This is a genomic window from Paenibacillus litoralis (genome assembly GCF_046244365.1).
In the GTDB taxonomy this organism is placed as follows: Bacteria; Bacillota; Bacilli; order Paenibacillales; family NBRC-103111; genus Paenibacillus_V.
In genome coordinates, this window is record NZ_CP176395.1 from 3,185,987 (window position 1) to 3,211,138 (window position 25,152).

At 47.5% G+C, this 25,152-nt stretch carries 23 protein-coding genes and 1 pseudogene; 21 read left to right on the forward strand and 3 right to left on the reverse strand.

Annotation, left to right across the window (positions count from 1 at the left end):
• Nucleotides 1-64 precede the first annotated feature (64 nt).
• The 7 genes from galA (at nt 65) to ACKGJP_RS12800 (ending at nt 9,508) form a co-directional block, all read left to right on the forward strand.
• Nucleotides 65-2,545, forward strand: coding sequence for a beta-galactosidase GalA (gene galA, locus ACKGJP_RS12770; protein ID WP_409346013.1), 2,481 nt, complete (start codon nt 65-67; stop codon nt 2,543-2,545).
• 118 nt (nt 2,546-2,663) lie between these two features.
• Nucleotides 2,664-3,500: a tyrosine-protein phosphatase gene (locus ACKGJP_RS12775; protein ID WP_409346014.1), complete on the forward strand. Its 837-nt coding sequence runs from the start codon at nt 2,664-2,666 to the stop codon at nt 3,498-3,500.
• A 14-nt stretch (nt 3,501-3,514) separates the two neighbouring features.
• The gene (locus tag ACKGJP_RS12780; protein WP_409346015.1) at nt 3,515-3,667 is read left to right on the forward strand and encodes a hypothetical protein; all 153 of its coding nucleotides are present in this window, start codon (nt 3,515-3,517) and stop codon (nt 3,665-3,667) included.
• A 28-nt stretch (nt 3,668-3,695) separates the two neighbouring features.
• The gene (locus ACKGJP_RS12785; protein WP_409346016.1) at nt 3,696-5,978 is read left to right on the forward strand and encodes a beta-glucosidase; all 2,283 of its coding nucleotides are present in this window, start codon (nt 3,696-3,698) and stop codon (nt 5,976-5,978) included.
• Between the two features lie 17 nt (nt 5,979-5,995).
• On the forward strand, nt 5,996-7,750 hold the full coding sequence (locus ACKGJP_RS12790; protein ID WP_409346017.1) for a sulfatase: 1,755 nt from the start codon (nt 5,996-5,998) through the stop codon (nt 7,748-7,750).
• 231 nt (nt 7,751-7,981) lie between these two features.
• Nucleotides 7,982-8,413 (forward strand): tyrosine-protein phosphatase, encoded by a 432-nt coding sequence (locus tag ACKGJP_RS12795; protein ID WP_409346018.1) that lies wholly within the window; start codon nt 7,982-7,984, stop codon nt 8,411-8,413.
• Nucleotides 8,414-8,548: 135 nt separating this feature from the next.
• Complete coding sequence (locus ACKGJP_RS12800; protein ID WP_409346019.1) at nt 8,549-9,508, forward strand: alpha/beta hydrolase; 960 nt, start codon at nt 8,549-8,551, stop codon at nt 9,506-9,508.
• Here ACKGJP_RS12800 and ACKGJP_RS12805 read toward each other — a convergent pair.
• On the reverse strand, nt 9,483-9,773 hold the full coding sequence (locus ACKGJP_RS12805) for an Hsp33 family molecular chaperone HslO (protein WP_409346020.1): 291 nt from the start codon (nt 9,771-9,773) through the stop codon (nt 9,483-9,485). The genes ACKGJP_RS12800 and ACKGJP_RS12805 overlap by 26 nt on opposite strands.
• A gap of 117 nt (nt 9,774-9,890) precedes the next feature.
• Here ACKGJP_RS12805 and ACKGJP_RS12810 point away from each other — a divergent pair, with 117 nt between their 5' ends.
• From ACKGJP_RS12810 to ACKGJP_RS12825, 4 genes are all read left to right on the forward strand, one after another.
• Nucleotides 9,891-10,187, forward strand: coding sequence for a MerR family transcriptional regulator (locus ACKGJP_RS12810; RefSeq protein ID WP_409346021.1), 297 nt, complete (start codon nt 9,891-9,893; stop codon nt 10,185-10,187).
• A gap of 65 nt (nt 10,188-10,252) precedes the next feature.
• A complete protein-coding gene (locus ACKGJP_RS12815) occupies nt 10,253-10,615 on the forward strand; it encodes a TipAS antibiotic-recognition domain-containing protein (RefSeq protein ID WP_409346022.1) in 363 nt (120 codons plus the stop codon).
• 1,200 nt (nt 10,616-11,815) lie between these two features.
• Nucleotides 11,816-12,334, forward strand: coding sequence for a DUF3231 family protein (locus ACKGJP_RS12820; protein ID WP_409346023.1), 519 nt, complete (start codon nt 11,816-11,818; stop codon nt 12,332-12,334).
• 27 nt (nt 12,335-12,361) lie between these two features.
• Entirely contained in the window at nt 12,362-12,631 is a 270-nt protein-coding gene (locus ACKGJP_RS12825; protein WP_409346024.1) for a WGxxGxxG family protein, read from the forward strand.
• Nucleotides 12,632-12,747: 116 nt separating this feature from the next.
• Here the strand turns inward: ACKGJP_RS12825 and ACKGJP_RS12830 are convergent, their stop codons facing one another.
• On the reverse strand, nt 12,748-13,545 hold the full coding sequence (locus tag ACKGJP_RS12830; protein WP_409346025.1) for a DUF2935 domain-containing protein: 798 nt from the start codon (nt 13,543-13,545) through the stop codon (nt 12,748-12,750).
• 201 nt (nt 13,546-13,746) lie between these two features.
• Between ACKGJP_RS12830 and ACKGJP_RS12835 the strand changes: the two are divergent.
• Nucleotides 13,747-14,188: pseudogene (locus ACKGJP_RS12835) on the forward strand (cell wall hydrolase).
• 314 nt (nt 14,189-14,502) lie between these two features.
• Here ACKGJP_RS12835 and ACKGJP_RS12840 read toward each other — a convergent pair.
• Entirely contained in the window at nt 14,503-15,654 is a 1,152-nt protein-coding gene (locus tag ACKGJP_RS12840; RefSeq protein ID WP_409347149.1) for an SLC13 family permease, read from the reverse strand.
• A 294-nt stretch (nt 15,655-15,948) separates the two neighbouring features.
• Between ACKGJP_RS12840 and ACKGJP_RS12845 the strand changes: the two genes are divergently transcribed.
• The 9 genes from ACKGJP_RS12845 (at nt 15,949) to ACKGJP_RS12885 (ending at nt 25,076) form a co-directional block, all read left to right on the forward strand.
• The gene (locus ACKGJP_RS12845) at nt 15,949-17,304 is read left to right on the forward strand and encodes an ABC transporter substrate-binding protein (protein ID WP_409346026.1); all 1,356 of its coding nucleotides are present in this window, start codon (nt 15,949-15,951) and stop codon (nt 17,302-17,304) included.
• Nucleotides 17,305-17,383: 79 nt separating this feature from the next.
• Nucleotides 17,384-18,265: a carbohydrate ABC transporter permease gene (locus ACKGJP_RS12850; protein ID WP_409346027.1), complete on the forward strand. Its 882-nt coding sequence runs from the start codon at nt 17,384-17,386 to the stop codon at nt 18,263-18,265.
• A complete protein-coding gene (locus tag ACKGJP_RS12855; protein ID WP_409346028.1) occupies nt 18,265-19,089 on the forward strand; it encodes a carbohydrate ABC transporter permease in 825 nt (274 codons plus the stop codon). Before ACKGJP_RS12850 ends, ACKGJP_RS12855 begins: the two co-directional genes overlap by 1 nt.
• A gap of 71 nt (nt 19,090-19,160) precedes the next feature.
• Nucleotides 19,161-20,150, forward strand: a complete 990-nt coding sequence (locus ACKGJP_RS12860; protein WP_409347150.1) for a LacI family DNA-binding transcriptional regulator — start codon at nt 19,161-19,163, stop codon at nt 20,148-20,150.
• Between the two features lie 99 nt (nt 20,151-20,249).
• Nucleotides 20,250-21,224: a LacI family DNA-binding transcriptional regulator gene (locus tag ACKGJP_RS12865; protein ID WP_409346029.1), complete on the forward strand. Its 975-nt coding sequence runs from the start codon at nt 20,250-20,252 to the stop codon at nt 21,222-21,224.
• A gap of 46 nt (nt 21,225-21,270) precedes the next feature.
• Complete coding sequence (locus tag ACKGJP_RS12870) at nt 21,271-22,203, forward strand: alpha/beta hydrolase (RefSeq protein ID WP_409346030.1); 933 nt, start codon at nt 21,271-21,273, stop codon at nt 22,201-22,203.
• Between the two features lie 140 nt (nt 22,204-22,343).
• Nucleotides 22,344-23,300, forward strand: coding sequence for a carbohydrate kinase family protein (locus ACKGJP_RS12875; protein ID WP_409346031.1), 957 nt, complete (start codon nt 22,344-22,346; stop codon nt 23,298-23,300).
• 19 nt (nt 23,301-23,319) lie between these two features.
• Nucleotides 23,320-24,789, forward strand: a complete 1,470-nt coding sequence (gtfA, locus tag ACKGJP_RS12880) for a sucrose phosphorylase (RefSeq protein WP_409346032.1) — start codon at nt 23,320-23,322, stop codon at nt 24,787-24,789.
• A 26-nt stretch (nt 24,790-24,815) separates the two neighbouring features.
• Nucleotides 24,816-25,076 carry a hypothetical protein gene (locus ACKGJP_RS12885; protein ID WP_409346033.1) on the forward strand — a complete coding sequence of 87 codons (261 nt, stop codon included), beginning with the start codon at nt 24,816-24,818 and terminating at the stop codon, nt 25,074-25,076.
• Nucleotides 25,077-25,152 lie beyond the last annotated feature (76 nt).

A 25,152-nucleotide genomic window follows, 5' to 3' on the forward strand; every position in this document is an offset into this window, starting at 1 on the left:
GATTGATTGCTATAGAGATACTCTTTTCGAAAATAAGATTTAGACGCAAAAGGAGCCGTTGTTGATGAGAACCAGAGAAAAATTTGATCGAAACTGGATGTTTCATGTCGGTGAGGTAGGGAAAATTGCCAAAACGGTGAAAAAAGCCGGCATGATCGCCGGGCTGACGAATGCGCTGGGGGAAGAGAGACATGAGCCCTTTGCGATGGGCGAAGCTGCACGTATCATCCAGAACATCGCTCGAGAATATCTGGGAGATCCGAACTTCGATCTTACCCAAATGTACGGCTCGGATACGCCCAAGGATAAGATCACAGGCTGGGTGAGTGTTAACCTGCCGCATGATTGGCGGTTGGAACAGCCGTACAACCCGGAACGCGGTGGCGCGTTTCAAGGTTATCTGCCCAATGGAGTGGGCTATTACCGCAAAGTATTTCAAATTCCACAGGAGGATGAAGGCAAGAAAATCATCATCGAATTTGACGGTGTGATGCGGAGCAGTTCGGTTTGGGTGAATGGATGCTTCGTCGGCGACCATCTCAGCGGTTATACCAGCTTTCATTATGACATCACGGACCTGCTGAAATATGGGGATGAGGAAGGGGATAATGTTATCCTCGTCCGAACGGATACGACCGGCGGAGATGAAGGCTGGTGGTACGAAGGCGGGGGCATTTACCGTCATGTCTGGTTAACTAAACATGATTACCTGCATGTGGACCGCTGGGGAACCTTCGTCAGAACTGAGCAAGTTGACAATGAAATGGCCGCGGTTACGGTCGAAACGACGGTGAGCAACGAATATCCGCAGAAGATGAAGTACGGAATCCGAACGAGTATTCTGAATCCGGCTGGGGAACTCGTTGCTATCACGGAAACCGACTGCGAAACGCCCGGAATCGACAAGCAAACGGTTCTTCAATCGGTTCAAGTGGCGAAGCCGCTGCTCTGGTCGCAGGACACGCCTCATCTGTATGAGGCCGTAACTGAACTGCTGCACGAAGGGCAAATTGTCGACACGTATCGGACCGTTTTCGGCATCCGTACGGTGGAATACCGTCAGGATGGATTATACCTTAATGGTAAGTACGTACAAGTGAAAGGTACTTGCAATCACCAGGATTTCGCCGGCGTGGGCATCGCGCTGCCGGACCGCGTGCATGAATATAAAATCAAACGCCTGCTGGAAATGGGCTGTAACGCTTACCGTTGTGCCCATCATCCGCCGGCCCCGGAGCTGCTCGATGCTTGCGACAGACTCGGGATGCTGGTTATGAACGAGAACCGGATCACGGAGAGTACAGAGATCAAGCTCGATGATCTGAAATCCATGCTGTACCGTGACCGCAACCATCCAAGTATCTTTATGTGGAGCCTCGGTAATGAAGAAAAGATCAGCGGCAGTTATCAAGCCAATCGGATGCTGAAGCGCACTAAGGATTTGGCGAAACGAATCGATCCCACCCGTCCTGTTACGGCAGCCAATCTAAGTCAGAAAGGTATGGACGTCGAGGTTAATGGCGTTAATTACGGTGAGTCCGTAAAAATAGGTCAATCGATCGGTGAATGGTTTCAATCCCATCCCGAAGCCAAAGTGCTGAATACGGAAAATGTCTCTTTCTTCTCGGCAAGAGGCGTCTATGAGGATGATCCGGAAGGCGGGCGCTGCTCCAGCTACGGCTCGAGATATAATATGCAAGGCAAGGAGATGGATGTAGGCAATCTGGGCGGAGCGGGCGGTACGTCAACGCCTGAACGAAGCTGGCGTTATTTCTTAGAAAACCGTTTTTCGGGCGGCCTGTTCATATGGACGGGTTTCGATTATCGCGGGGAGACGACGCCATTCCAGTGGCCGTCTGTGCTATCGCATTTCGGCATCCTGGATTATTGCGGATTTGCCAAGGACTCTTACTATTTCTATCAATCGATCTGGAAGGACGAGCCTATCGTTCATCTTATGCCGCACTGGAACTGGCCGGATCGGCTTGGACAGCAGGTGGAAGTCCGCGTATATACCAACTGCAGCGAGGTGGAGCTGGTACTGAACGGCCAAAGCTTGGGCAAGAAGCAAGCGGATGCTGAAGCGGGCGAGCACACATTATCGTGGCAGGTAGCCTATGAACCCGGTGTTCTCGAGGCCATCGCTTATCGGGATGGCGTGGTGGTAGCAACAGAGCGGAAAGAAACTACTACGGACGAATACTCTATCCACTTGGAGGCTAACCTGTCGGAACTGCTCGCCGATGGCCAGGACGTATCGATGGTTACAGTTTCGGTAAAGGATCAATCGGGACGGGTAGTGCCTATTGCCAATAATCGGATCCAGTTCCATGTTACAGGTGAGGGCAAGCTGCTTGGTCTGGGAAATGGAGATCCGGGATGTCATGAGTCGGATATAGGAGATTCAAGAAGCGTGTTCAATGGATACGCGATGGCTTTGATTCAGTCGCTGGACGAGGCTGGGGAAATACGCATTGAAGCGTCTTCGGAAGGGCTGGTGCCGGCGGTATTGACCCTTCAGACCCGGAAAGAGCTTGCGAATTGAACGATCAGTGATTATTAAAAAAGCCTTCCCCCTCTGTTCTTAAGCCATATCGAGAAGAGGGGGGGATTTTTATGGTGATGAGATTGAATAATAAATATTTCGCTAAAGAGGTGCAGCTATGTCAATAAGCCAATTTGCCGCATATCCCGCCAATCGGGTCATTCCCTTCGAAGGCGTGCATAATTTCCGAGATATGGGAGGCTATCAAACGTCCGATGGCCGCAAAGTAAAATACGGCCTTTTCTTTCGTTCCGATCACTTGACCGGTTTAACGGAGCAGGATTTAACATTCTTGCAAACGTTGAATATCAAAACGGTTTTCGATTACCGCGGCGATCATGAATCGCGCATAATGCCGGATCCGGTTCTCCCTAATGCAAAAAATATACGGATACCGGCGAACACTGAGGATCAGCATAAGCAAATGAATTTGCCGGCCGCTCCTGAAGGGGAGGAACAGCAAGGTCATATTCTGAAAGAATTGGTTAAAAACGACTTCTTCAAAAGTTTCCAAGCGGAAACCTACATGACGGAATTGTATACGAAACTTCCGATAAACAATCATTCGTTCAAACGATTAATGGAAACGATCCAGGATCCGGATCAATTGGGGCTACTGCATCATTGTACGTCGGGCAAAGACCGAACCGGGGTCGGAGCCGCTCTCATCTTACTTGCGCTGGGTGTCTCCGAACAAACGGTCATGGAAGACTATCTCTTAAGCAATGAGACGCTGAAATCGTTCAACAGGAATCTTCTGAAACGGTTGGCTGAACATGCGGACGAAGCAGTTTTGCAAAATTTGAACCATATGCTCACGGTTAACGAAGCGTTCTTGTCAGCCACTTTGGGGTCTATCAAGAATACGTATGGAGGTTATGATGCTTATTTTTCTGAGGAATTCGGCTTAACAAAGTCGAGACGGGAAGCTTTGCAGAGTATGTATTTGGAGTAAAGGGGGAAACAATCGTGGTTAATTTGGCGGCAAAACTGTTTTTTTTGCAGGATGAGGACATTCAGTGGGTCCGAGAAACGCTGGCTGCGATGGATGTGAGGGAAAAAGTCGGAATTGTATTCCAGCGTTATTTTGTGGAAGGAATCGCGGGCTCGGTAAAGGGATAACGACATTGAATATATGGAGGAATTCGATTTGAAAGACCGAATCAAGCAATTGATCAGCCAACTGACTCTGGAGGAAAAAGCCGGATTATGCTCGGGCCTGGATTTCTGGCATACAAAAGGCGTTGAACGGCTGGGGATCCCGTCCATTATGCTTACCGACGGACCTCATGGTCTTCGCAAACAAAAAGGCGATTCCGATCATTTGGGTATTATGGATAGCGTGCCGTCTACATGCTTCCCTTCCGGTGCAGGATTAGCCTGTTCATGGGATCGGGATTTGATCCGTAAGGTCGGCGAGGCACTTGGCGTCGAATGCCAAGCGGAGGATGTCGGGATTTTGCTTGGGCCGGCTGCCAATATCAAACGTTCCCCGTTATGCGGCAGAAATTTTGAATACTTTTCAGAGGACCCTTATTTGTCAACCGAGATGGCGGCGAATCATATCGCAGGCGTTCAAAGTCAAGGCGTAGGAACGTCGCTCAAGCATTATGCCGTCAATAACCAAGAGCACCGAAGAATGTCCGTGGATGCGGTTGTAGACGAACGAACCCTTCGCGAAATTTATTTGTCCAGCTTTGAGGGTGCTGTTAAACAGGCTCAGCCTTGGACCGTCATGTGCGCATACAACAAGGTGAACGGAGAGTATTGCTCCGAGAACAAGTACTTGTTGAACGATATTTTGAAGGAAGAATGGGGATTGGAAGGGTTCGTCGTTTCGGATTGGGGCGCCGTGGATGAAAGGGTTCCTGGTTTGATCGCCGGTCTGGAATTGGAGATGCCTTCAAGCAACGGAGCGGGCGATCGTAAAATAGTCGAGGCTGTACGGAACGGGAGCATGTCCGAGGATATAGTCGATCAAGCGGTAGAACGAATACTGACGATAGTCTTTAGGGCAGCGGAAAATAAAAAGACCGTGACCTTCAACCAAGAAGAGCATCATCAATTAGCCAGGGAAGCGGCCAGGGAAAGCATGGTGCTTTTAAAGAATGAGCGGCGCATTTTGCCTTTGTCCAAGGACGCGAGGATCAGCGTTATCGGAGCTTTTGCGCAGCAGCCCCGATACCAGGGGGGAGGAAGCTCGCACATCAAGCCGACGAAGCTGGATAACATCTATGAAGAAATGGCGAAGAAAGTATCCGGCCAGGCTCAAATGTCCTATGCGAAGGGATATAACCTGGAAAACGACGAGATCGATGAACAGCTTGTAAAAGAAGCGGTAGAAGCTGCCGGAAAGTCGCAGGTGACCGTTATTTTCGCAGGGTTGCCCGATCGATATGAATCCGAAGCTTATGACAGGGGACATCTAAGAATTCCGGACAATCAAATGCAGTTGATTGATGCGATCGCCGAGGTTCAACAGCATATTGTCGTCGTATTGAGCAACGGAGCTCCCATTGAAATGCCGTGGATCGATAAGGTGCAGGGCGTGCTGGAAAGTTATTTGGGAGGTCAAGCGCTAGGCGGAGCAATCGCCGATTTGCTGTTCGGAGATGCGAATCCTTGTGGCAAGCTTGCCGAAACATTTCCGCAAAAGTTGTCGCATAACCCGTCCTACCTGAACTTCCCGGGTGAAGGAGATACGGTTGAATATAGCGAGGGCTTGTTTGTAGGCTATCGGTATTACGATAAAAAAGAGATCGAACCGTTGTTTCCGTTCGGTCACGGGCTTAGCTATACAACGTTCGAGTACTCCGATTTGAAACTGGATCGCCAAGCTATGCTGGATACGGATCAGCTTCAGGTGAGCCTGAAGGTGAAAAATGCAGGTGACGTAGCCGGGAAAGAAATTGTGCAGCTCTATGTGAGGGACGTTGAAAGCACGGTCAGCAAAGCGGTTAAAGAGCTTAAAGGCTTTAGCAAAATCGCTTTGCAGCCCGGTGAAGAGAAGACGGTACGTTTTATCCTCGATAAGCGGGCATTCGCGTATTACAACACGGACATCAGAGATTGGCATGTAGAAAGCGGAGATTACGAAATGATGATCGGGCAATCAGCCGCCGAAATTCGTTTGAAAGAAACCGTACAAATACAATCCACCGTTCTCATTCGAAGAACTTACACGCGAAATACAACGATCGGAGATTTAATGGCGGATCCTTATGCTGCAGATATCGCACAACAATTTTTGCGGGGATTCAAAGGAAATCCTTTGTTCAGTGCTGCGAACGACGAAGGTACATCGGAAATGTTCGCCGCCATACTGAAATTCATGCCTTTGCGTGCCGCCGCTGCTTTTAGCCAGGGAGCATTTACGGAAGAAATGCTGAATCATATGGTTGAACGGCTGAATGGAACCGGATCAGATATGTAAAAGGAAGGTTAACAGGTATGAGAGCAGTCATGCTTATGTTCGATTCGTTGAATAAACATATGCTTCCGAATTACGGATGCGATTGGATCAAGGCTCCCAACTTTGAGAGGCTCTCGGAAAGAATGGTCACGTTCGACAGGTGTTATGCAGGCAGCTTGCCTTGCATGCCCGCACGCAGAGAGCTGCATACGGGGCGATACAACTTTTTGCACAGAAGCTGGGGACCTTTGGAACCGTATGACATATCGGCGATCGAATTGTTGAAAAAGAACAAGGTATACACCCATCTGACGACGGACCATACCCCTTATTTCGAGGATGGCGGAGCCACCTACCATACGAAATACAACTCATGGGAGTTTGCAAGAGGGCAAGAAGGCGATGCATGGAAAGGACAAGTAGAAGCTCCGCATATTCCAGACACGTTAAGCGGTCCAAAGTTGGGCGATCTATGGCGGCAAGACTGGGTGAACCGTCAATTTTTGAAGGAAGAGGACGATATGCCTCTGGCCGTCACCGTTACAAGAGGAATCGAATTCATCGAAAGAAATCACCAGCAGGATCGCTGGTTCTTGCAAATCGAAGCGTTTGATCCTCATGAACCCTTCTTCACCCAACAGAAATATAAGGACTTGTATTCACATGTGTATTACGGGAAGCATTATGATTGGCCGGACTATGCGAAAGTGACTCAACAACCGGAAGAAATCCAACATATGATCTTTGAATATGCAGCGCTAGTAAGTATGTGCGATGCTTATTTAGGAAAAGTGCTCGACACCTTCGATCGTTATGATCTATGGAAAGATACGATGCTGATCGTCAATACCGATCATGGATTCCTGCTGGGAGAACATCAATGGTGGGGGAAAAATATTCAGCCTTTTTACAATGAGATCGTAAATACTCCTTTCTTTGTGTGGGATCCAAGGTTCGGGGTCCAAAATAAACGCAGTGATGCTTTGGTTCAGACGATTGACTTGGCACCTACTCTGCTTCATTTCTTCGATGTTCCGGTACCGGATACGATGCAGGGGCAATCACTGCATACCGTGATCGAAAACGGCACTCCCGTCAGGGAGGGGGCATTGTTCGGGATGCACGGCGGCCATATCAACTGTACGGACGGACGATACGTCTACATGCGGGGGCCGAAGGACATGTACAACGGACCCTTGTACGAGTACACATTAATGCCCACACATAAGAATAGGATGTTTGATGTCCAAGAATTGATAGGGATGGAAGTAGTCGAGCCTCTTCCCTTTAGTAACGGGTGTCCGGTCTTGAAAATAAAGGGTGCTACTTTCATCAATCCTTTTTTGTACGGAAATTTCCTGTTTGATCTCGAGAAGGACCCCAAGCAGGAAAACGCGATCGACGATCCGGAAACAGAGCTAAGGATGATCCGTCTTATGGCGAAGCTGATGCGGGAGCATGACGCTCCGAGCGAACAGTTCGAGCGTATCGGCATTCCTGTGGATGGTATTGCAAGTATTACCGATTTGGAACAAGGCAAAGCGCTCAGGCTGCAGCGATTAGAGGTCGATTTGGGATTAGGCGAGGAGTGGCCCGGGAAAACGGCTGATCTGTTCTTCGCTCTGCAATGCTTTGCGCCGGATCCGATTCGGGCGGTGTTAAACGATAAGCTGGCCGACATATTGCGCAATAAAACGACGAATGAAGTAAGCGAGCAGGACGTCTTTCAACTCGTAAATGATCTATTCGGCGCGCATGCTCCGATGTTAATAGGATTCCTGAAAATGACATGATATGTCGAATGACTAATTGTTGTCAGAATCAAGCTCGCTACATTAGCGGGCTTTTTACTTAAACCGGATCCGGGTTTTGCCGGTGTAAAAAATATTCGCATTGCTGCTATTCACGCAGATCAAGCATCTCCAATCAACATATCAGGAAATGCTGGGAACGCCGATCGAAACCAACACGTTATCGTCGATATGGTCAAAAACGGCTTTTTCAAACAATTTCGCGCAGATACTATGATGATGGAACTGTATACGAAGCTCCCGCTCGGCAATCCGTCCTATAAACGGTTAATGGAAATGATCCAGCATTCGGACAACCTTGGGCTTCTGCATCATTGCACGGCGGGCAAGGACCATACGGGAGTCGGTGCCGCCTTGATTCTGTTGGCGCTCGGCGTCCCGGAACAAACGGTGATGGGAGACTATCTGTTCACCAACGAAACGATGAAAGCATTCAATGAGAAAATGTTAAACCAGATTGCCGAGCATGTGAACGAAGCGGAATTGAAAAATATCGAACACATGTTCGGAGTCAAAGAACAGTTCATGGAAGCCGTTTTCGGATCGATCAAGAAGACATATGGCAATGTTGACACTTATTTTTCTGAAGAATTCGGCTTGACCAATCAAAGACGGGAAGCCTTGCAAAGCATGTGTTTGGAGTAGGGGCAAGCTTTGTGATCATCCACTGGATGATCACAAAGCTTTTCCCGTCATTAGTAAAACAGGTAATGTGCTATTCATGCAATACTTGTGATAGAACAACTGAACTACCGCACGTTGCATGGGGGGAGTAAGTAAATGAAGAAAAGAACGAAGAAATGGCTCGCCGCCGCGGGAATCGTCGTCGCCTTGCTGGTGAGCGTCGATGTCGGGGGGAGCTTTTACTTTTATCATCTGGTGATTGAACGGTCGCCGAAAGATTTCTTGTTGAGCAGCCCCGATTTGGGAGCGAGGCCTGCCGCAGCCGGCTTTAACGTGGACGGCAAGGCGTGGATCGACTCGAATCCATACGAAGAGATGGAGCTGACATCAGACGACGGATTGAAGCTTCGCGGCTACTACTGGCATGCGCCTGCGCCGACGAAGAAAACGGTCATCATCGCCCATGGATACGCCGGAAAAGCCAAAGATATGGGCATTTATGCCGCCTTTTACCATGATAAGCTCGGCTATACCGTGCTCATGCCGGACGACCGCGGACACGGCGAGAGCGAAGGCGATTATACCGGGTTCGGATGGCTGGACCGCAAAGATTACGTGAAGTGGATCGACCTGATGATCGGCAAAGTCGGTGCCGATGCCGAAATCGTCCTGCATGGCGTGTCGATGGGTGGCGCCACCGTGCTGATGACGAGCGGAGAACGGCTGCCCGCAAATGTCAAGGCGGTCGTTGCCGACTGTGGTTACACGTCGGTCAAAGACGAATTAAGCTACCAGATCAACCGCCTGTACCATCTTCCGAGCTTCCCGCTCGTGCAGAGCACGAGCCTGCTGACGAAAATTCGTGCTGGTTACAGCTTTGCGGAAGCGTCGGCGCTCGAGCAGGTACGGCGAACGAAGCTGCCCGTGCTGTTCATTCACGGAGATGCCGACACGTTCGTGCCGTTCGAGATGGCCGGCGAGCTGTACGATGCCGCCGGCGGCGAGAAGGAGCTGTTCGTCGTCCCGAAGGCCCGCCACGCCAAAGCGTACCAAACGGATCCGACCGGATACGAAAGCCGCGTCACCGCATTTATCGCGAAGTATATTCGGACGTAGCCTGAGCATCGCAAACCAATAGGCCACTTGGCGTCATGACGCCAGGTGGCCTTTCTTTCCGTTTACCCGCGAATAACCGATACGGTATTTTTATACCAGTAAGCAGGCTCGCAGCGGATACGGTCCTTCCCAGTGCGATTCTCAGCATCGGGTGCATCGGTCGCCGATTGCATGCCGCCCTAACGAGCTCCGTATTTTTAATGAATAGAATGCGAACCTGGTTACGATAGGCAAGTGCTTTCACCAAATAATTTTCTTCATACATAATGTTCCGTTCCAGCTTTCTTCGTAAATTTGTTTGTTTCCCGGGATGGAATTCAGTATAATTCCTAACGTTACGTTGGGGTCAAGTCGTAATAACGCCATTGGAGGAGAAAATATCGTGAATGGCAGTTGGAAGGTAGGAGAGCTCGCCAAACATTCGGGTATAACAGTTAGAACACTCCACCATTATGACCGGATAGGGTTGTTGTCCCCCTCACGAACGACCGAATCCGGACACCGTTTGTATACGGATCCCGATGTTGTGACGCTGCATCACATTTTATCGCTGAAGCAATTGGGCCTTGCACTAGAGGAAATAAATGTGATGGTTCATAACCATTTCTTCCGTCCGGAAGAGATGTTGAAGTTGCAGCTTTCCCGCTTGAACGAGCAAACTACATACTGGTTGAATTGAAAGATCGTGTGCAGAACTTGCTTGATCAGTTGCATTCGGGTCAGCCAATACCTGGCGAACGGTTTATGCACGTGATGCAAATGATGAGGATAATGCAAAGTCCACATTTTTCGAAGGGACTTGCAGATGAGCTGAAGAGGCGGAGCAGGCAGTTCGGGCTGGTGAAGCTGGAGGAGATCGATGCGGTAGGACAGATTCTGATAGCTGAATTTCGCAGATGTCTAACCGGGGGGAAGCCGCCGGATGATCCGGAGGTTGCCGAGTTGGCCGGACGCTGGAAGGCGAAAGTGGATGCTTACGCCCCTGCGGATGCAACCTTTGTTAAGGCGGCAGAACGTTATTACGGTGAGAATCCAGAAGACGCTGTTACCCATGGTATGGACATCAGCCTGTACACATATATCAAGACGGCCATATCTTTGATTTAAGACGGATAGAAAAGCCGATCTGGACAAATATTTACGGTATAACCATCGCTCAACTCCCTCGAAACAGTTCAGTCTCCTCACTCAGACTCATGAATTCGCAGGATTTCACCCTTAGTTAAGTTATAGATAAGAAGAAAAGCGGAGAGGCCGGCTGATTGGGACGCCCGAGTATGCCAGTTAGTTGGTTACATTAACACCTCTAATAGCAAGCAATTTTTGGGCAAATGAAACACGTTGAAGCACGAGCTGAAGCTCCTGCTCAATCTGCTTGAGTTGGCTGTTCGCCAAGTCGTATTCTGCAAGCAGTTGACTTACATGCAGCTTGATGGCCCGTAAAGCTTGCTTTGCACCTACACTGCGTTTTAGCGTGTTCAATAAGTTGATCAGCGTGGTACAAACCTGCATGCTGCTTCACATATTGCTTCCAAACAGCAATGACTTCCGCCGTGGTTAAACGACTAATTTTCTGGGGAGTGGAAACAGTCTCAACGTGGCGATAGCACCGGTGCTGATCATGTCTGCGATAACGAGTGGGTCTTTTTCGATCGCTTTTGGATGTGTTTTGTCACGATTTTCCCTTGTTCTTTTTAACGAGATGCGGATTTACGAGAACGGCTTCACATTCCTTTATCTGAAATTCAGCGGGCCAGACTCAGCCAGAAATGGTCCGTAAGTTCCATGCCGACGGATGACTTTACTTAACTTTTAGGAAGTCAGTAAATCTTGAATCCAGCGGCCGAACAATTGAAAACCTTCATCATGTGCCCCGAACTCGATAGGGGTTCGAGCGCAATTCCTCGGTAACTAACCGCACGGGTGACGTGAGTTTCCTAGGTAATATCTACGCCGACAACCAAATGCAAAGAGGAAGAGGAAAGGTTTTCAATGAGTTGATTTTGCTTGTCCTGCGCTTTAAATTTCATAGTAGAGCGACCTCCTGGATGATGGGTTTTGAGGCTTTGACCTCGTGTGCAACCTCATCGTACCGAGATGCTCGTTTTCTTATGTTAGGGACTTCAGTTAATGGGCCGAAACCTACCGTCACTTTGCCGGGATTGTCGCGGATATGTATATCATAAAAAGTTATGGGCAATATAACCTACGTCTGACGATAACAATTACGCACCGCGCAGCGACTCCCCAGCACGCGGTGCGGGGTTGCATAACGCTCAGACTACTAACTAACGAGGTGTGTTATCGATGGGTATTTTAAGTGGCAATTCAAAAGACGAGCCTCTACACTATGGAGAAGTTTTTGATGTGTGGGCTTTCTCGATGAAAGCAAAAGGTTGTGTGTCCGTGTATAGAGCCTATAGTTTCCATGCAGGCGATAAAGAACTAAAGAAGATTTTGGATGATTTAATTAACCAAGCAGAATTAGAAGTTAAGGAATGTGATTCCATTATAGTTAGTAACGGAATAGCGACTACCCCTGATCTCCCTGTAAGGCCTGAAGCCAAACTTTCTGATATTCCTGTCGGTGCTCGAATAAGTGACCAAGAAATTGCTTCCCTTATCGGAGCAGACACTGCAGCAAGTTTAGTTGCATGTAGTCAAATTATGGGCAAGTGCATAAGAGAAGATGTTGGAGCATTATTCGGTAAATATCATTTAACGAAGGCTGCTTTAGGTTTGAAAATTCTTAAATTATGCAAGGAAAAAGGCTGGTTAGTACCGCCGCCTCTTCATGTTCAAAGACCTGAGCTGGTTGAAGTATAATACAAATAAAAATGGAGGAAAAATGACATGAAAAAGCTATCTTCAGTAATGATGAGCATCGTTTTAATTCTGTTCCTTTCATTACCGGCTTATGCAGAAGGAACATCAACTGCAACGGGTATGAACAATACAACCACAAATACAACAGGGAATACAAATGCCTATGGTACAGATCACGGCAATACCACGAGAGCTTATGCAACAAATGACAATCGCAATAACTGGGGATGGTTAGGGCTTCTTGGCTTGTTCGGGCTTGCTGGTTTACGAAACAGATCAAGAGAGCACGGCAAATAAGAATAATCCAGATGTTTACCACCTCTTCACCAAATGGCCATAAGCTATAATGGGTGAAGAGGTTTTTCATTATAACTACAAAAAAATCAGGATGTAACTCCTGATCTTTTGGAGTTTTAAGTTTCTACGCGTGGCTTATCGGCTTTACATTCTGGGTTAGGGACTAGTCCGAGATGGGCTAGCTTAGTCAAATAATAGCATTCCTCCCGCATCATGTGGTCTGGCATGAGCGGGCTTATTCTGTCGAGTATTTCAGCTGATAACTCCATGGCTCCTAGCTCCCCTAAAAATGCCACGAATAATTTCATCTCCAAGTCGACTTCAGAATGGAGCCTTCGAAACGCCGGGAAATCTTGAAGGTGTGTTCTCATGTATCCGGCCATTTCGACGCTTTTTAGGTACAGCTGTTGAAAGTGGGTTTCGAATTGTTGGCTCTTAACAATCCATCGTTTCTCAACTTGATCCAAGTCCGAAGCGATCGCTGCGGCATGGCCGGCAGCGTCCGGCAGCCATAAGAAGTCATGGTGAAGCGCCGCGAATGTCGGTACTGGACGACCTGCAGCAAGTTCATTTAATATACGCAAATACTCCTCAAGCTCGTTAACCATATGGTTTACAAACGTCGGTGTCAATCCGATTGCTATTTTTCCAAGAAGAGATCGCTGCAACAGACTAAGCTTAAACTCGCGAAATTCAAGTGTGAGGGGTAATGCCTGATTGGCAATCGATATGGAATCGTTTTCTGATTTAGCGGTTCGAGCCTGTTCCAATAACCGATCGAAAGCCTGCATAAACGGAATAACCTTATTGATATCCTTTGTTTCCTTTGGTGACAGAACGTTGTAAATAAATCGACCATGATCTCCCAAAATTTGCAGCCAAAAGCGATGCTCGTAAAGAGCAGATTGAACCAAAAGCAACGCCTCCTCTTCGGTTCGCGGTTTACTTTAACGTATGAAAAGGATCAAAACAAAATGACATATTAAGTTCAAGGACGCGGCGATGATAACACATGAGAAATAGGGGATCGTTTATATTGGCTCTCTATTTTGCCAGAGTAACACATCCGCTTCACCTACAATATGATGAGTCTAGAAATCTAAAGAGGTGAGCCAATGGCAGTCGTAAAAGCCAGGCAACAGGATATTAATATGTTGGCAAGGTTGCTTCGAGCTGAAGCTGAGACCGAAGGCGAAATGGGCATGCTCCTTGCTGGAAATGTTGGCATTAACCGAATAAGAGCGAATTGCTCCGATTTTAAAGGAATCCGAACAATTCCCCAGATGATCAACCAGCCGCATGCGTTCGAAGCATTGCAACATGGTTTGTACTATCAAAACGCAAGAGAGGGAACGCCGTCTGGCGCAACGGGCTGTGAATGGGGATCGGAATTGGCCAGCCAAATTCTCCCTATGGTATTTCCGTCCAGGAACGTTCGAAAATCCCGGACCATGTCCGCCAACTTGGTATAATCAGCCGCTCGTAGGACGATGGAAGAAGCACTGTTTTTATGAACCGACCGCGAAAGAATGTGAAAATGTATATAGTGTGTTTTAATTATTTTTACAGTAAAAAACGCCCTGAAAATGGGCGTTTTTTATGTCAGTCTGAAATGCAGTTCACAGGAGGAGGTTTTGTAAAATTCCAGAATTAATTCGATTTGTTCCAAAATTTATTAGACATTTTGTTTCAAAATTATCCCAGCGTTCCTCCTTGCAATTTTAATTTTTGCTCGATATTCAAGAAGCGACTTTTTGACCATCCATCCCTACACAGTCGATGACCACATCGGTGCCACCTTTCGGCATGATGGAGTCGGTAATCAAAAAGAGAACACTATAGGTTAAATATTCACCATTGCTAATCATTTTTTAAAAGATTTTTAGAAATTTAAAAATGAAGTATTGTATACATGCAAGTATGGCTAAAAATGAAAAGTTGTAAATACTGAATTTAATTAAATACTTTTTGCTCTCTTTGCGGTTGGCCTGAATGAATAGTTTATAGGAGATTACACTGGCTAAAGACGCGATAATTGTTCCAAGTCCTCCGATATTTACTCCTAATAATAAGGGTTTCCAATCAGAAGTAAAGTTTGACAGGAGGATTGAAGCAGGCACATTGCTGATCAATTGACTGAAAAATATGGAACTAAAAAAGATCGATGTGCCTCCTTTTAAATTAGCGTGTGCAAATGTTTCCATTGCATTCGTGTTAGATATATTTCCTATAAAAATAAAAAAACAGACAAAGGTTATCAGAAGAAAATAATCAATCTTAAATAGTAATTTTCTATTCAAACTAAATACTGTCACTAATGTGATTATGAGCGCAATGTAATAATTAATGACTCCAAAAACAGACGCGATAATAATGGTAAGTATCAGGCTCCAGACTACAGCTTTTTTTCGATCTTCTATGGTAATGACAGGAAGTTCTATTTTTAATTCTGTTTTATGAAGTTTTTGAGTAACGATTAACAACGAACTGATGCCAAGCACAGCTAATAACAGGATTGAACCAAAAAATGGGATGGGCTTAATTCCATAGTAAGAATAGATGTACAAATTTTGCGGATTCCCCATAGGCGTCAGGCTGCTTCCGATATTTGCCGCAATTGTCTGCAAGATGATCGTATCCATCATATTCATTTGTGTCTTATTACTAATGACAAGCGTTATTGGTACAAAAGTGAGCAAAGCGACATCATTCGTTACAAACATCGAGCAAATAAAGCATAACAAAATCAGAATAACCGATAATGTCCTGCTATTACTGCATTTATTTAATATAGCAACGGCAAACTTGTCTAATAACTTTAGCTCTTCAAAGGCTTTTATGGCCACCATTAGATTAAATAAACTGACCAGCACATTAAAGTTAATATATTCGAGCCTTGGCGGATGTATTAAACAGCTTACTACTGCCAATATCAGAGAAATGGTAAGCACTATGTCCTTTTTTAAAAAACCAAATTTCATAAGGATTCTTTTTTTATTTTGGACGAATATTATTTCTTTCACCATGCACCACCTGTAATTTATGTTAATAGAAAGAAACGGATAAGCAATTCTTACCCTGAATAACCGTTCTCTAATATAACCAACAAAGGCCATAGATTGCAATCAATTAGTTGTTCCAAAATCTGGCCCTTTAATTGAACAAAATAGAGAAGGTGCCTCGTGCCAAGACCCCTCAAATTTCCATCGAACGATTAATGTGACAACCGGTTGACATATAATATGCTAACCGGTTATCATAAAAGTGCAATAAAATCATGAATGCGCATTCAAAACTTATTGTCAGGGGGAAATACGATGAAAATGATGAAAGGGTCCGCATTAGCCATTTGCATTATGATGGTGCTTTCCTTATTGGCGGCATGCTCCAAAGGTAGCACCCCGAGCACTTCGGCGGGACAATCTCAAGAAGCACAGAGCAAACAATCGGCCAAAGAAGTAAAACTTACGTTTTTTAATACCTCCGCCGAAGTCAACGCCGTATTCGAAGATCTGTTCAAAACGTACCATGAGCTCAATCCGAATGTGACGATCGAATTAATTCCGACGCCAATCGGCGGGGCGCAGCTCGAAAAATTCCAATCCCTTTTGGCATCGGGAAAACCGGCCAACATTGCAAATCTGGACCCTGGAACCATTCTGCAGTACAAGGATAAGTTCCTTGACCTGGAAGCGGATAAAACCAAGTATGTACAGCTGGCCAAACCGGGGGCAATCGACGGCGCCTTGCTCGACGGCAAATTCCTCGGCATTCCGTGGACTGCTCAAGGATACGGTTTGCTCTACAATAAACGGGTCGTTGAGGAATCGATCGGAGGGAGCTTCGATCCGGCTTCGGTTAAAACGCGCAACGATTTGGAAGCGTTGTTCAAGAAAATTGATGCGGCCGGCAAGGCGCCCGTAATGATTCACGGAGCGGATTGGTCCCTAGGCGCTCACTATTTGGGCTTGGCTTACTCCTTGCAATCCAAGAACGTGGAAGACAATCGTAAGTTTGTCGATGACCTGAAGAGCGGCAAAACCACGTTAGCCGGCAATCCGCAATTTACGGGCCTGATGGATACCTTCGATTTATTGAAGAAGTACAATGCCAGAAAAAAAGACCCGCTTGTCGCGGATTACAATAAAGACAGCGCGGATTTTGCGAAGGGCAATGCGGCGTTCTACTTTATGGGAGACTGGACATGGGCCGTTGTCGGGACGCTTGAAGGACGAGATAAAGAATTTGGCATCATTCCGGTGCCGATCAGCAATAATCCAGCCGATTACGGCAACGCTCAAGTCGCGTACAGCGAACCGAAGCTGTTCGCCATCGATAAAGCGGGGTCTACGCCGGAGCAGCAAGCGGCAGCTAAGGCGTTTATCGAATGGCTGGTTACAAGCGAGCAGGGGCAGAATGCAATCGTAACCAAAATGGGGCTTTCCTTGCCCTACAAGAATGTAAAAGCGAAAGGCACAAATATCATTTCCGATGCCGTAACAAACTATGTGGATCGAGGACAAGTGCTGAATATCGGCGTCATCAACTACTTCCCGCAAGATTATTGGTCCAAGACGGGAGCGTCGATGCAAAAATACATGGCGGGCAAGATCGATCGAAACGGGCTTGCCGAGGAAGTTCAAGCATATTGGAAGTCGTATGCAGGCAAATAAGGATTGATTTGACGATCCGATATAGATGGGACTGGGGCCCCACCTCAGCCCATCTTTTTTCAAGAAGGGGGCAACAGCAATGAACAAAAAGTCTTTTTTAAGGAATACGGGGACGTTTTTGCTTTTTGGAGGGCCCTCCATATTTGCGTTTGCCGCTGTCGTTCTCATGCCGTTCGTGGTCGGATTGTATTTGACGTTCACGAATTGGGATGTTCGAACGGCTGACCGTACGTTCATCGGCTTATCCAACTACGCTGCAGTATTCCGCGATACCGTATTTCTCGGCCAATTGTGGTTTACGCTCAAATACGTCTTTTTCACGGTATTGAGTGCCAATGTGCTGGCATTCTTCATTGCGCTGGCGCTGACGCGCGGGGTGAAAGGGGAACAATGGCTTCGGACAGGGTTTTTTACCCCTAATTTGATCGGCGGGATCGTGCTGGGCTATTTGTGGCAGACGTTGTTCTCGCAAGTTTTGCCCTATTTGGGGAATAAGTACGGATGGGCATTGTTTCAATCGTCATGGCTGACGGATACGGATACCGCATTTTGGGCGCTCGTCATGGCGACGGCTTGGCAATTAGTCGGTTATCTGATGATTATTTATATAGCCGGATTCACGGGCGTTCCCAAAGACGTGCTGGAAGCCGCCAGCATCGACGGAGCAAACCGATATTCCATCATTCGGCGAATCATCTTGCCGCTTGCAGTTCCGGCTATCGTCATATGCATATTCATTTCCGTTTCCCGTTCCTTTTTAACTTACGATATCAACCTTGCCTTGACAAAGGGTGGGCCATTTAACTCCACCGAGCTGGCCACCTATCATATCGTGCAGAAAGCATTTCTCTCCAATCAATATGGAATCGGACAAGCCGAATCTGTTGTTTTGTTCGCTGTCGTAGCAATCATTGCGCTTACCCAATCGTACTTGCTTAAGAGACTGGAGGTCGAATCGTAATGGAAGATCGGCCGTTTCGTTCTCGGATCAAATCGGTGCTGCTGTTTGTACTGATGTTCTTGTTTTTAACGCCTTTCTTGCTGATTGTCATGAACTCGTTCAAAACAACGCAGCAATTTACCGAAAATCCGTTGTCTCTTCCGAAAAGCTTGAAGCTCGCAAACTACGCCACCGCTTATCAAAACATGGATTTCATGCAGGGATTTCTCAATTCCTTCACCATTACGATAGCGGCCGTGCTGCTTATTCTCATTTTTTCGTCGATGACCGGTTATTTGTTCGTCCGTTTTAAATGGAAGCTGAACGCCGGCATCTTCTATACGATGTTGGCATCCATGGCGTTACCGTTCCAAGTCCTGATGATTCCATTGGTCATGCTATATGGAAATCTAGGCATGCTGAATCTGAAAGGAACGCTGCTGTTTATGTATTTGGGGTTCGGCGTCCCTTTCGGCGTCTTTACCTTCCATGGCTTCATCAAAGGGATTCCCCTCGAATTGGAAGAATCGGCTTTTCTCGAGGGAAGCTCGAGATTCGGAACGTTTTTCCGGATCGTGCTGCCGCTGTTGAAGCCCGTATTCGTGACGCTGATCGTTTTGGATGTGCTGTGGATCTGGAACGATTACTTGCTGCCCAGTCTGGTATTGCTGTCGCCGGATCAGAAGACGCTGCCGCTCTCGACATACATCTTCTTTTCTTCCTATTCCGTAGATTTTGCTCCCTTAATGGCCGGCTTGATCATGACGGTTATTCCGGTGTTGGTAATATATCTTTTTCTGCAAAAGCAAATCGTTAAAGGGATAACGGAAGGGGCATTAAAATAACATTGGGCGATCACTGCTGAAAAAGTTTTGATATTGGCTTATAATGGATTAAAAAAACAAGGTGATCAATGATGCCAAAAATCGAGGATGTTGCCGAAAGGGCCGGGGTTTCCGTTACCACCGTATCCCGCGTACTCAATAACCGGGGATATATCAGTCAGAAGACACGGGATAAGGTATATCAGGTGATGAAGGAGCTCCATTACCAGCCGAATGAAATGGCTCGCGCCTTGTTCAGAAGAAAGTCGAATATGATCGGTCTCATTATTCCCGCCGTATCGCATCCTTTTTTCAGCGAATTAGCCTATTATCTTGAATACTTTGCTCACCAAAAAGGGTATAAATTGTTATTGTGCAATTCGAACCGCGATGTTTCCAAAGAACGCGGGTATATCGACTTGTTAAAGAAGAATCAAGTGGACGCCATTATTATGGGCAGCTCCGTATTGGATGTTCAGCACTATCTTCATTTGAATTTGCCGATCGTTTCGTTCGACCGTTCTGTAACGGAGGATATTCCGATCGTAACGTCCGACAATCTCATGGGAGGCAGGCTCGCCGCCCGGTTATTAATCGAGAAGGGCTGCCGTAAGCCGGCATACGTCTACCGCGGAATCGGCGGACCGCATCATCATGCTTTATTAGCCAGCGGGCGTGTGCAGGGGTTTGACCAGGAGCTGAAAGAGGCCGGGTTAGAGCCCGTTCACTTGCAACTGGAGGCAACCGATGTCGACGATAGCACAAACGAAATTGAACTGGTTCGATTCTTCCAAGCGCATCCGGAAGTCGACGGCATATTTGCCAGCAGCGATGTGATTGCCGCAGAGGTTATTCAAGCCTGCCATCAATTAAAGAAAGAGATCCCGGCAGAAATAAAAATTATCGGATACGATGACGTGAGAATCGCATCGCTTGTTTCGCCGCGTCTTAGCACGATCAGGCAGCCGATTCGGGAAATGAGCGAATGTACGATCGAATTGATTGCAAAGCAAATTGAAGGGGAGGACGTTCCCATGATGAACACGTTTCCAGTTACCCTTATCGAGCGGGGGACGACCTAATACCCATTGCTTCGAAATTTTTTTTGCCGATATATCAACCGGTTGACATCATTATTGTTCTGGCAGTGAATCGGCAACCATTTGGCAAGGAGGTTTGCTATGGTTGTAACAATTAAAGATTTAGCAGAAAAAGTCGGCGTTTCGGTTACGACCATTTCCCGCGTGCTGAACAACCGGGGATATTTGAGCGACAGCTTGAAGAGAAAAGTACAAGAAGCTATGGAGGAAATGAACTACCAGCCGAATGAACTGGCGCGTTCGCTGTCCCGCAGGAAATCGAATATGATCGGCCTTATCGTTCCGGATATCTCCCATCCTTTTTTCGGCCAAATTACGAAGCACATCGAATCCTATGCCTATAAACATGGATATAAGCTGATGCTTTGCAATTCTTTGCTCGAAAAGAAAAAGGAAAAAGAGTATATCGAATTGCTGAGAGCCAGCCAGGTCGACGGCATCATTATGGGCAGTCATACGATGAGCGTGAAAGCCTACATGTCGATCAAGCTTCCTCTTGTGACGCTGGATCGGCAAATTTCGAAGTCGATTCCTTATATTTCGTCCGATAATTACCGCGGAGGAACCCTTGCGACAAACCTGCTTATACGCAAAAAATGCAAAAAAATCGCTTATATAAGCGGAAATTTAAGGCTGAACCTCCTTGCCAAACAGAGGCATGACGCCTTCATCGAACAAGTGAAGGGAAAAGACATCGAGTTTGTCGTCAAGCAAACCGATTTAAACGGCTTTAAATACAAGGAATATGAGAAGTTGGTTCAATCGCTATTTCAAGAACATCCCGATATTGACGGCGTATTTGCAAGCAGCGACATGCTGGCTTTGCAGGTCGTCAGGGAATGCCGGAGGCTCGGCAAAGCCATACCCGAAGAGGTGAAAGTCGTCGGGTATGACGGTATTCAAATTGGCGGAGTCGATGACTTATCGACGGTAGCGCAGCCGATCAAGCAGATGGGCGAAATGGCGGTTTCTTGCCTGCTGCAGCAAATTTCGGGTGAGGAGACGCCGCTTGAAACGATTCTCCCGGTGAAATTGTTGGAGAACGGAACAACATGAGATACTTCAATGAAACGCTGTAGGCGTACGTTATGGGAGATAAAAAATGAACTTCATAAGCAGAGTGGTTCCGGAATTAAAACAAGCGGTAAATCTTTTGCCGCCTTTTCATCTCCCCGATGATTTGGATAAGGCCAGGCAGCTCCCTTTTCCTCAAACGGAGAAATCCGAGTATGTTCACTTGACAGAACGCATGATATCCGGAGCGGAATCCAATGAAATGCTGGTCAAAATATACGAACCGATCCGGAGAGAGGGAGCAAAGCTGCCAGCTCTTCTGTGGATCCACGGCGGGGGATATGTGCTAGGTCACCCTGACGTCGATGATGCGCTCTGCGAAAGCTTCGTTCAGGGAGCGGACTGCGTCATCATTTCGCCCGATTATCGCCTGGCACCCGAGCATCCGTATCCCGCGGGCATTGAAGACTGCTATGCCGCTTTATTATGGATGACTAACGCTGCGGAAGAGTTGAATATCGATTTGTCGCGGATTGCGATCGGCGGAGCGAGCGCAGGGGGAGGCTTGTGCGCGGCATTGGCGTTGATGGCTCGCGATCGGGGCGGGCCTTCTATCTGCTTGCAGATGCCGTTATACCCGATGATCGACGATCGTAATATTACTCCCTCCAGCCATGAAATCACGGATCCTGCGGTTTGGAACAGGGCTAACAACGTGGCGGCCTGGAAGATGTATCTTGGCGAGCATGTCATGGGCGACATCTCCCCCTATGCGGCCCCAATCCGGGCAACCAATCTGGCAGGGCTGCCACCTGCCTATACTTGTGTAGGCCAGCTTGATCCGTTCCGTGACGAAACGATGGACTATGTTGCTCGGCTTGCGCAGGCCGGCGTCGATGTAGAATTTCAACTTTATCCTGGATGCTATCATGGCTTCGAACACGTCGTTCCAACGGCAGAGATTAGCCGGCGTGCCAGAAACGGGTACATCAATGCTCTGGCAAGAGCATTCACCCGTTAAATCCTAGGGCCAATAATCTGTTTATTGTAAATAAATCACGGTTTTTTTAAAGCAAGCGAATCGAAGCACTCATACAATAGATTTATTCCGAAGGACAGTCCTTTCCAGTTAACAATCGGAATCAAGAAGGGGGTGAGTGAGTGTTTGATCTAGATGACGCAATCAGATTTGAAGATAAACCGAATGACCTCTTAACGGTCGGTGAGTTGCTCGTTGACATGATTTCCAATGATTATGACGATGCTTTCGAATGTGACGGGTATACCAAATTTTTTGGAGGCTCTCCTTCCAACATTGCCATTAACGTCAATAAGCTCGGCATTCGCTCCCATATCGTTGCGGCCATAGGGGAGGACAGGCTAGGCATGTTCCTGCTCAATCGGCTGCGAATGGCAGGCATGGATACGGACGGGATCCAGCGAACCAATGAATCGACAAGTCTGGTCGTTGTCACGAAAAGTAAAGCAACGCCCATTCCCGTCTTTTATCGGGGGGCGGACTATCGATTGACTTACAACACATCGCTGGAAAGAGCCTTGACGAACTCCAAAGCGGTCCACTTCTCATGCTGGCCGATCTCGATGGTTCCGGCCCGTCATACGGTAGAACGGGTAATCGAAGTGGCGAGACAGCACGGGCTGCTGATCGGATTCGATCCCAATTACCATCCCATGATCTGGGGACTGGACGAAGACGGCGTGTCGTATGTCAAATCCGTTATCTCGAAGGTTGATATCGTCAAGCCTTCGGAAGACGATGCCGAGCGGCTGTTTGGACCGGATTCGCCTGCCAATCAAGTCGAGAAGTTCCTGGAACTGGGCGCCAAGTTGGTCATTATGACCTTAGGCAAGGAGGGGGCCATTGTTTCTAATGGAAGGGAGACCGTACCATTCAACTCGCTGGCTACGGAAATCGAAGATACGACAGGTGCCGGCGATGCGTTCTGGTCCGGATTTTACGCGGCTGCGGTCAATGGATACACCATTAAGGAAGCGTTGTGGTTTGGTTTTGCCGTTAGCGCTTATAAGTTGAAATATAGGGGCGCGGTAGTGGACTTGCCGAGTCTGGACGCAATCAAAGAACAATTCGGCCTGTAGAAGGTCAGGAGGCTTACGAATGACGCTGAAAAATCAAGTGCAGTTGATCACTTATCCCGATTCCATGGGAGGAGATTTAAAAGCGCTGCACCAGGTTCTTATGAAATATTTCTCAGATATATGTGCAGGGGGCGTTCATATCCTCCCTCCGTTTCCCTCATCCGGAGATCGCGGATTTGCGCCGCTGACCTACCTGGAGATCGAGCCGAGCTTCGGCTCCTGGGAAGATATCCGGGCGATCGGGGAACATTTCGACATTTTGATCGATTTGATGGTTAATCATATCTCAAGGCAATCGCCCTACTTTCAGGATTTCCTTGCCAAGGGACGAGCGTCCGCTTATGCCGATTTATTTTTATCGCTGGATAAAATTTGGGAAAGTGGAGAGCCGGTTCAAGCGGATATCGACAAAATGTTTTTGCGCCGCCCGCTGCCATATTCAACCTATCCGACTGGCGAAACCGGTGAGGAAATCAAAGTTTGGACGACGTTCGGCAAAACGGATCCTTCCGAGCAAATCGATTTGGATATCCGCTCGCAGCAGACGAAACAGCTGTTAACCGAATTCTTTACTCATTTTAAACAACAAAACATTAAGATCGTAAGGCTGGATGCCGTTGGATATGTCATCAAAAAACATGGCACAAGCTGCTTCTTCGTCGAGCCGGACATTTATTCGTTTCTCGATTGGGTTAAGGAATTGGCGTATTCTCTGGGGATCGAACTGCTGCCGGAAGTCCACGCCCATCATAGCACTCAATTCAAATTGGCGGAACACGGGTGCTGGATTTATGATTTCATCCTGCCCTACAGGGTGCTCGAGGCTCTCGTTCATCGTTCCAGCCATGAGCTGTGCCACTACCTGAGCGTTCGTCCGCATAAGCAGTTTACCATGCTGGATTGCCATGACGGCATTCCCGTCAAGCCGGACTTGGATGGCCTCATTAATACCCGCGAGGCAAAGGAATTGGTCGATCTGTGCGTGGAAAGAGGCGCCAATCTCAGTTTGATTGTATCGGATGAGCATAAAGCGGAGGACGGCTTTGACGTTCACCAAATTCGCTGTTCTTATTACAGCATGCTGGGTGGCGATGATGATGCGTATTTGGCGGCCAGAGCGATTCAATTTTTCGTTCCGGGCATTCCTCAGGTTTATTATGTAGGCTTGCTTGCCGGCGAGAACGACTTCGCACGCGCCCTGGAGACCGGCGAAGGACGCGAAATTAACCGGCACAATTACAGCGTAGCAGAAATCGAACAAGCGCTTGAAAAGGAAGTCGTACAGCGGCTGCTCAAGCTGATCCGCTTCCGAAATACGTACGAAGCCTTCAACGGCGCGTTCAGCGTGCTTTCTTCGGCGGATGACGAAGTGCGGCTCTCCTGGCATAAAGAGAAGACGAGCTGCGAATTGCACGTAAACCTGAATACCTATCAAGCGATGATTCAATACGTTGACGAAAAGGGCTGCAAAATCGACTATACGGTTTAAGATTCCTTTCAAAGGGGCATGATCCCATGGCAACCATGCAAGTGCACTTTTTCTCGAAGTCCATGAGAAGAGAAGTAACGTTTAACGCGCTGATTCCGATGGACCGCCCGGAAATTCCGGGAATGCCGCCGGTTGAAGCTCAACCGATAAAGGCGTTGTACCTGCTGAACGGATATTCGGGAAGTTACTCGGATTGGATCACGTTCTCGCGCATCCGGGAGCTTTTCTGGAATGCATCCATAGGTCAAGCTTTGCATTGGGCCCTGGGAGACAAGCGCTCCGTCTAAAGCAAGCACATATCCGCAACCGGCAGTTTGCCCCTGGGCGGGAATCGGCAGCCTTCTTGGCGTTCGATCCCTTTCA

Excerpts from the sequence above, each read along its gene's own strand:
- ACKGJP_RS12850 (WP_409346027.1), top strand. The coding sequence starts at position 17,384 with ATGAACAAAAAGTCTTTTTTAAGGAATACGGGGACGTTTTTGCTTTTT.
- ACKGJP_RS12805 (WP_409346020.1), bottom strand. The coding sequence starts at position 9,773 with ATGTATGAAGAAAATTATTTGGTGAAAGCACTTGCCTATCGTAACCAG.
- ACKGJP_RS12865 (WP_409346029.1), top strand. The coding sequence starts at position 20,250 with ATGGTTGTAACAATTAAAGATTTAGCAGAAAAAGTCGGCGTTTCGGTT.
- ACKGJP_RS12800 (WP_409346019.1), top strand. The coding sequence starts at position 8,549 with ATGAAGAAAAGAACGAAGAAATGGCTCGCCGCCGCGGGAATCGTCGTC.
- ACKGJP_RS12775 (WP_409346014.1), top strand. The coding sequence starts at position 2,664 with ATGTCAATAAGCCAATTTGCCGCATATCCCGCCAATCGGGTCATTCCC.
- ACKGJP_RS12815 (WP_409346022.1), top strand. The coding sequence starts at position 10,253 with ATGCACGTGATGCAAATGATGAGGATAATGCAAAGTCCACATTTTTCG.
- ACKGJP_RS12795 (WP_409346018.1), top strand. The coding sequence starts at position 7,982 with ATGATGATGGAACTGTATACGAAGCTCCCGCTCGGCAATCCGTCCTAT.
- ACKGJP_RS12885 (WP_409346033.1), top strand. The coding sequence starts at position 24,816 with ATGGCAACCATGCAAGTGCACTTTTTCTCGAAGTCCATGAGAAGAGAA.
- ACKGJP_RS12845 (WP_409346026.1), top strand. The coding sequence starts at position 15,949 with ATGAAAATGATGAAAGGGTCCGCATTAGCCATTTGCATTATGATGGTG.
- ACKGJP_RS12855 (WP_409346028.1), top strand. The coding sequence starts at position 18,265 with ATGGAAGATCGGCCGTTTCGTTCTCGGATCAAATCGGTGCTGCTGTTT.
- ACKGJP_RS12870 (WP_409346030.1), top strand. The coding sequence starts at position 21,271 with ATGAACTTCATAAGCAGAGTGGTTCCGGAATTAAAACAAGCGGTAAAT.
- galA (WP_409346013.1), top strand. The coding sequence starts at position 65 with ATGAGAACCAGAGAAAAATTTGATCGAAACTGGATGTTTCATGTCGGT.
- ACKGJP_RS12860 (WP_409347150.1), top strand. The coding sequence starts at position 19,161 with ATGCCAAAAATCGAGGATGTTGCCGAAAGGGCCGGGGTTTCCGTTACC.
- ACKGJP_RS12820 (WP_409346023.1), top strand. The coding sequence starts at position 11,816 with ATGGGTATTTTAAGTGGCAATTCAAAAGACGAGCCTCTACACTATGGA.
- gtfA (WP_409346032.1), top strand. The coding sequence starts at position 23,320 with ATGACGCTGAAAAATCAAGTGCAGTTGATCACTTATCCCGATTCCATG.
- ACKGJP_RS12790 (WP_409346017.1), top strand. The coding sequence starts at position 5,996 with ATGAGAGCAGTCATGCTTATGTTCGATTCGTTGAATAAACATATGCTT.
- ACKGJP_RS12825 (WP_409346024.1), top strand. The coding sequence starts at position 12,362 with ATGAAAAAGCTATCTTCAGTAATGATGAGCATCGTTTTAATTCTGTTC.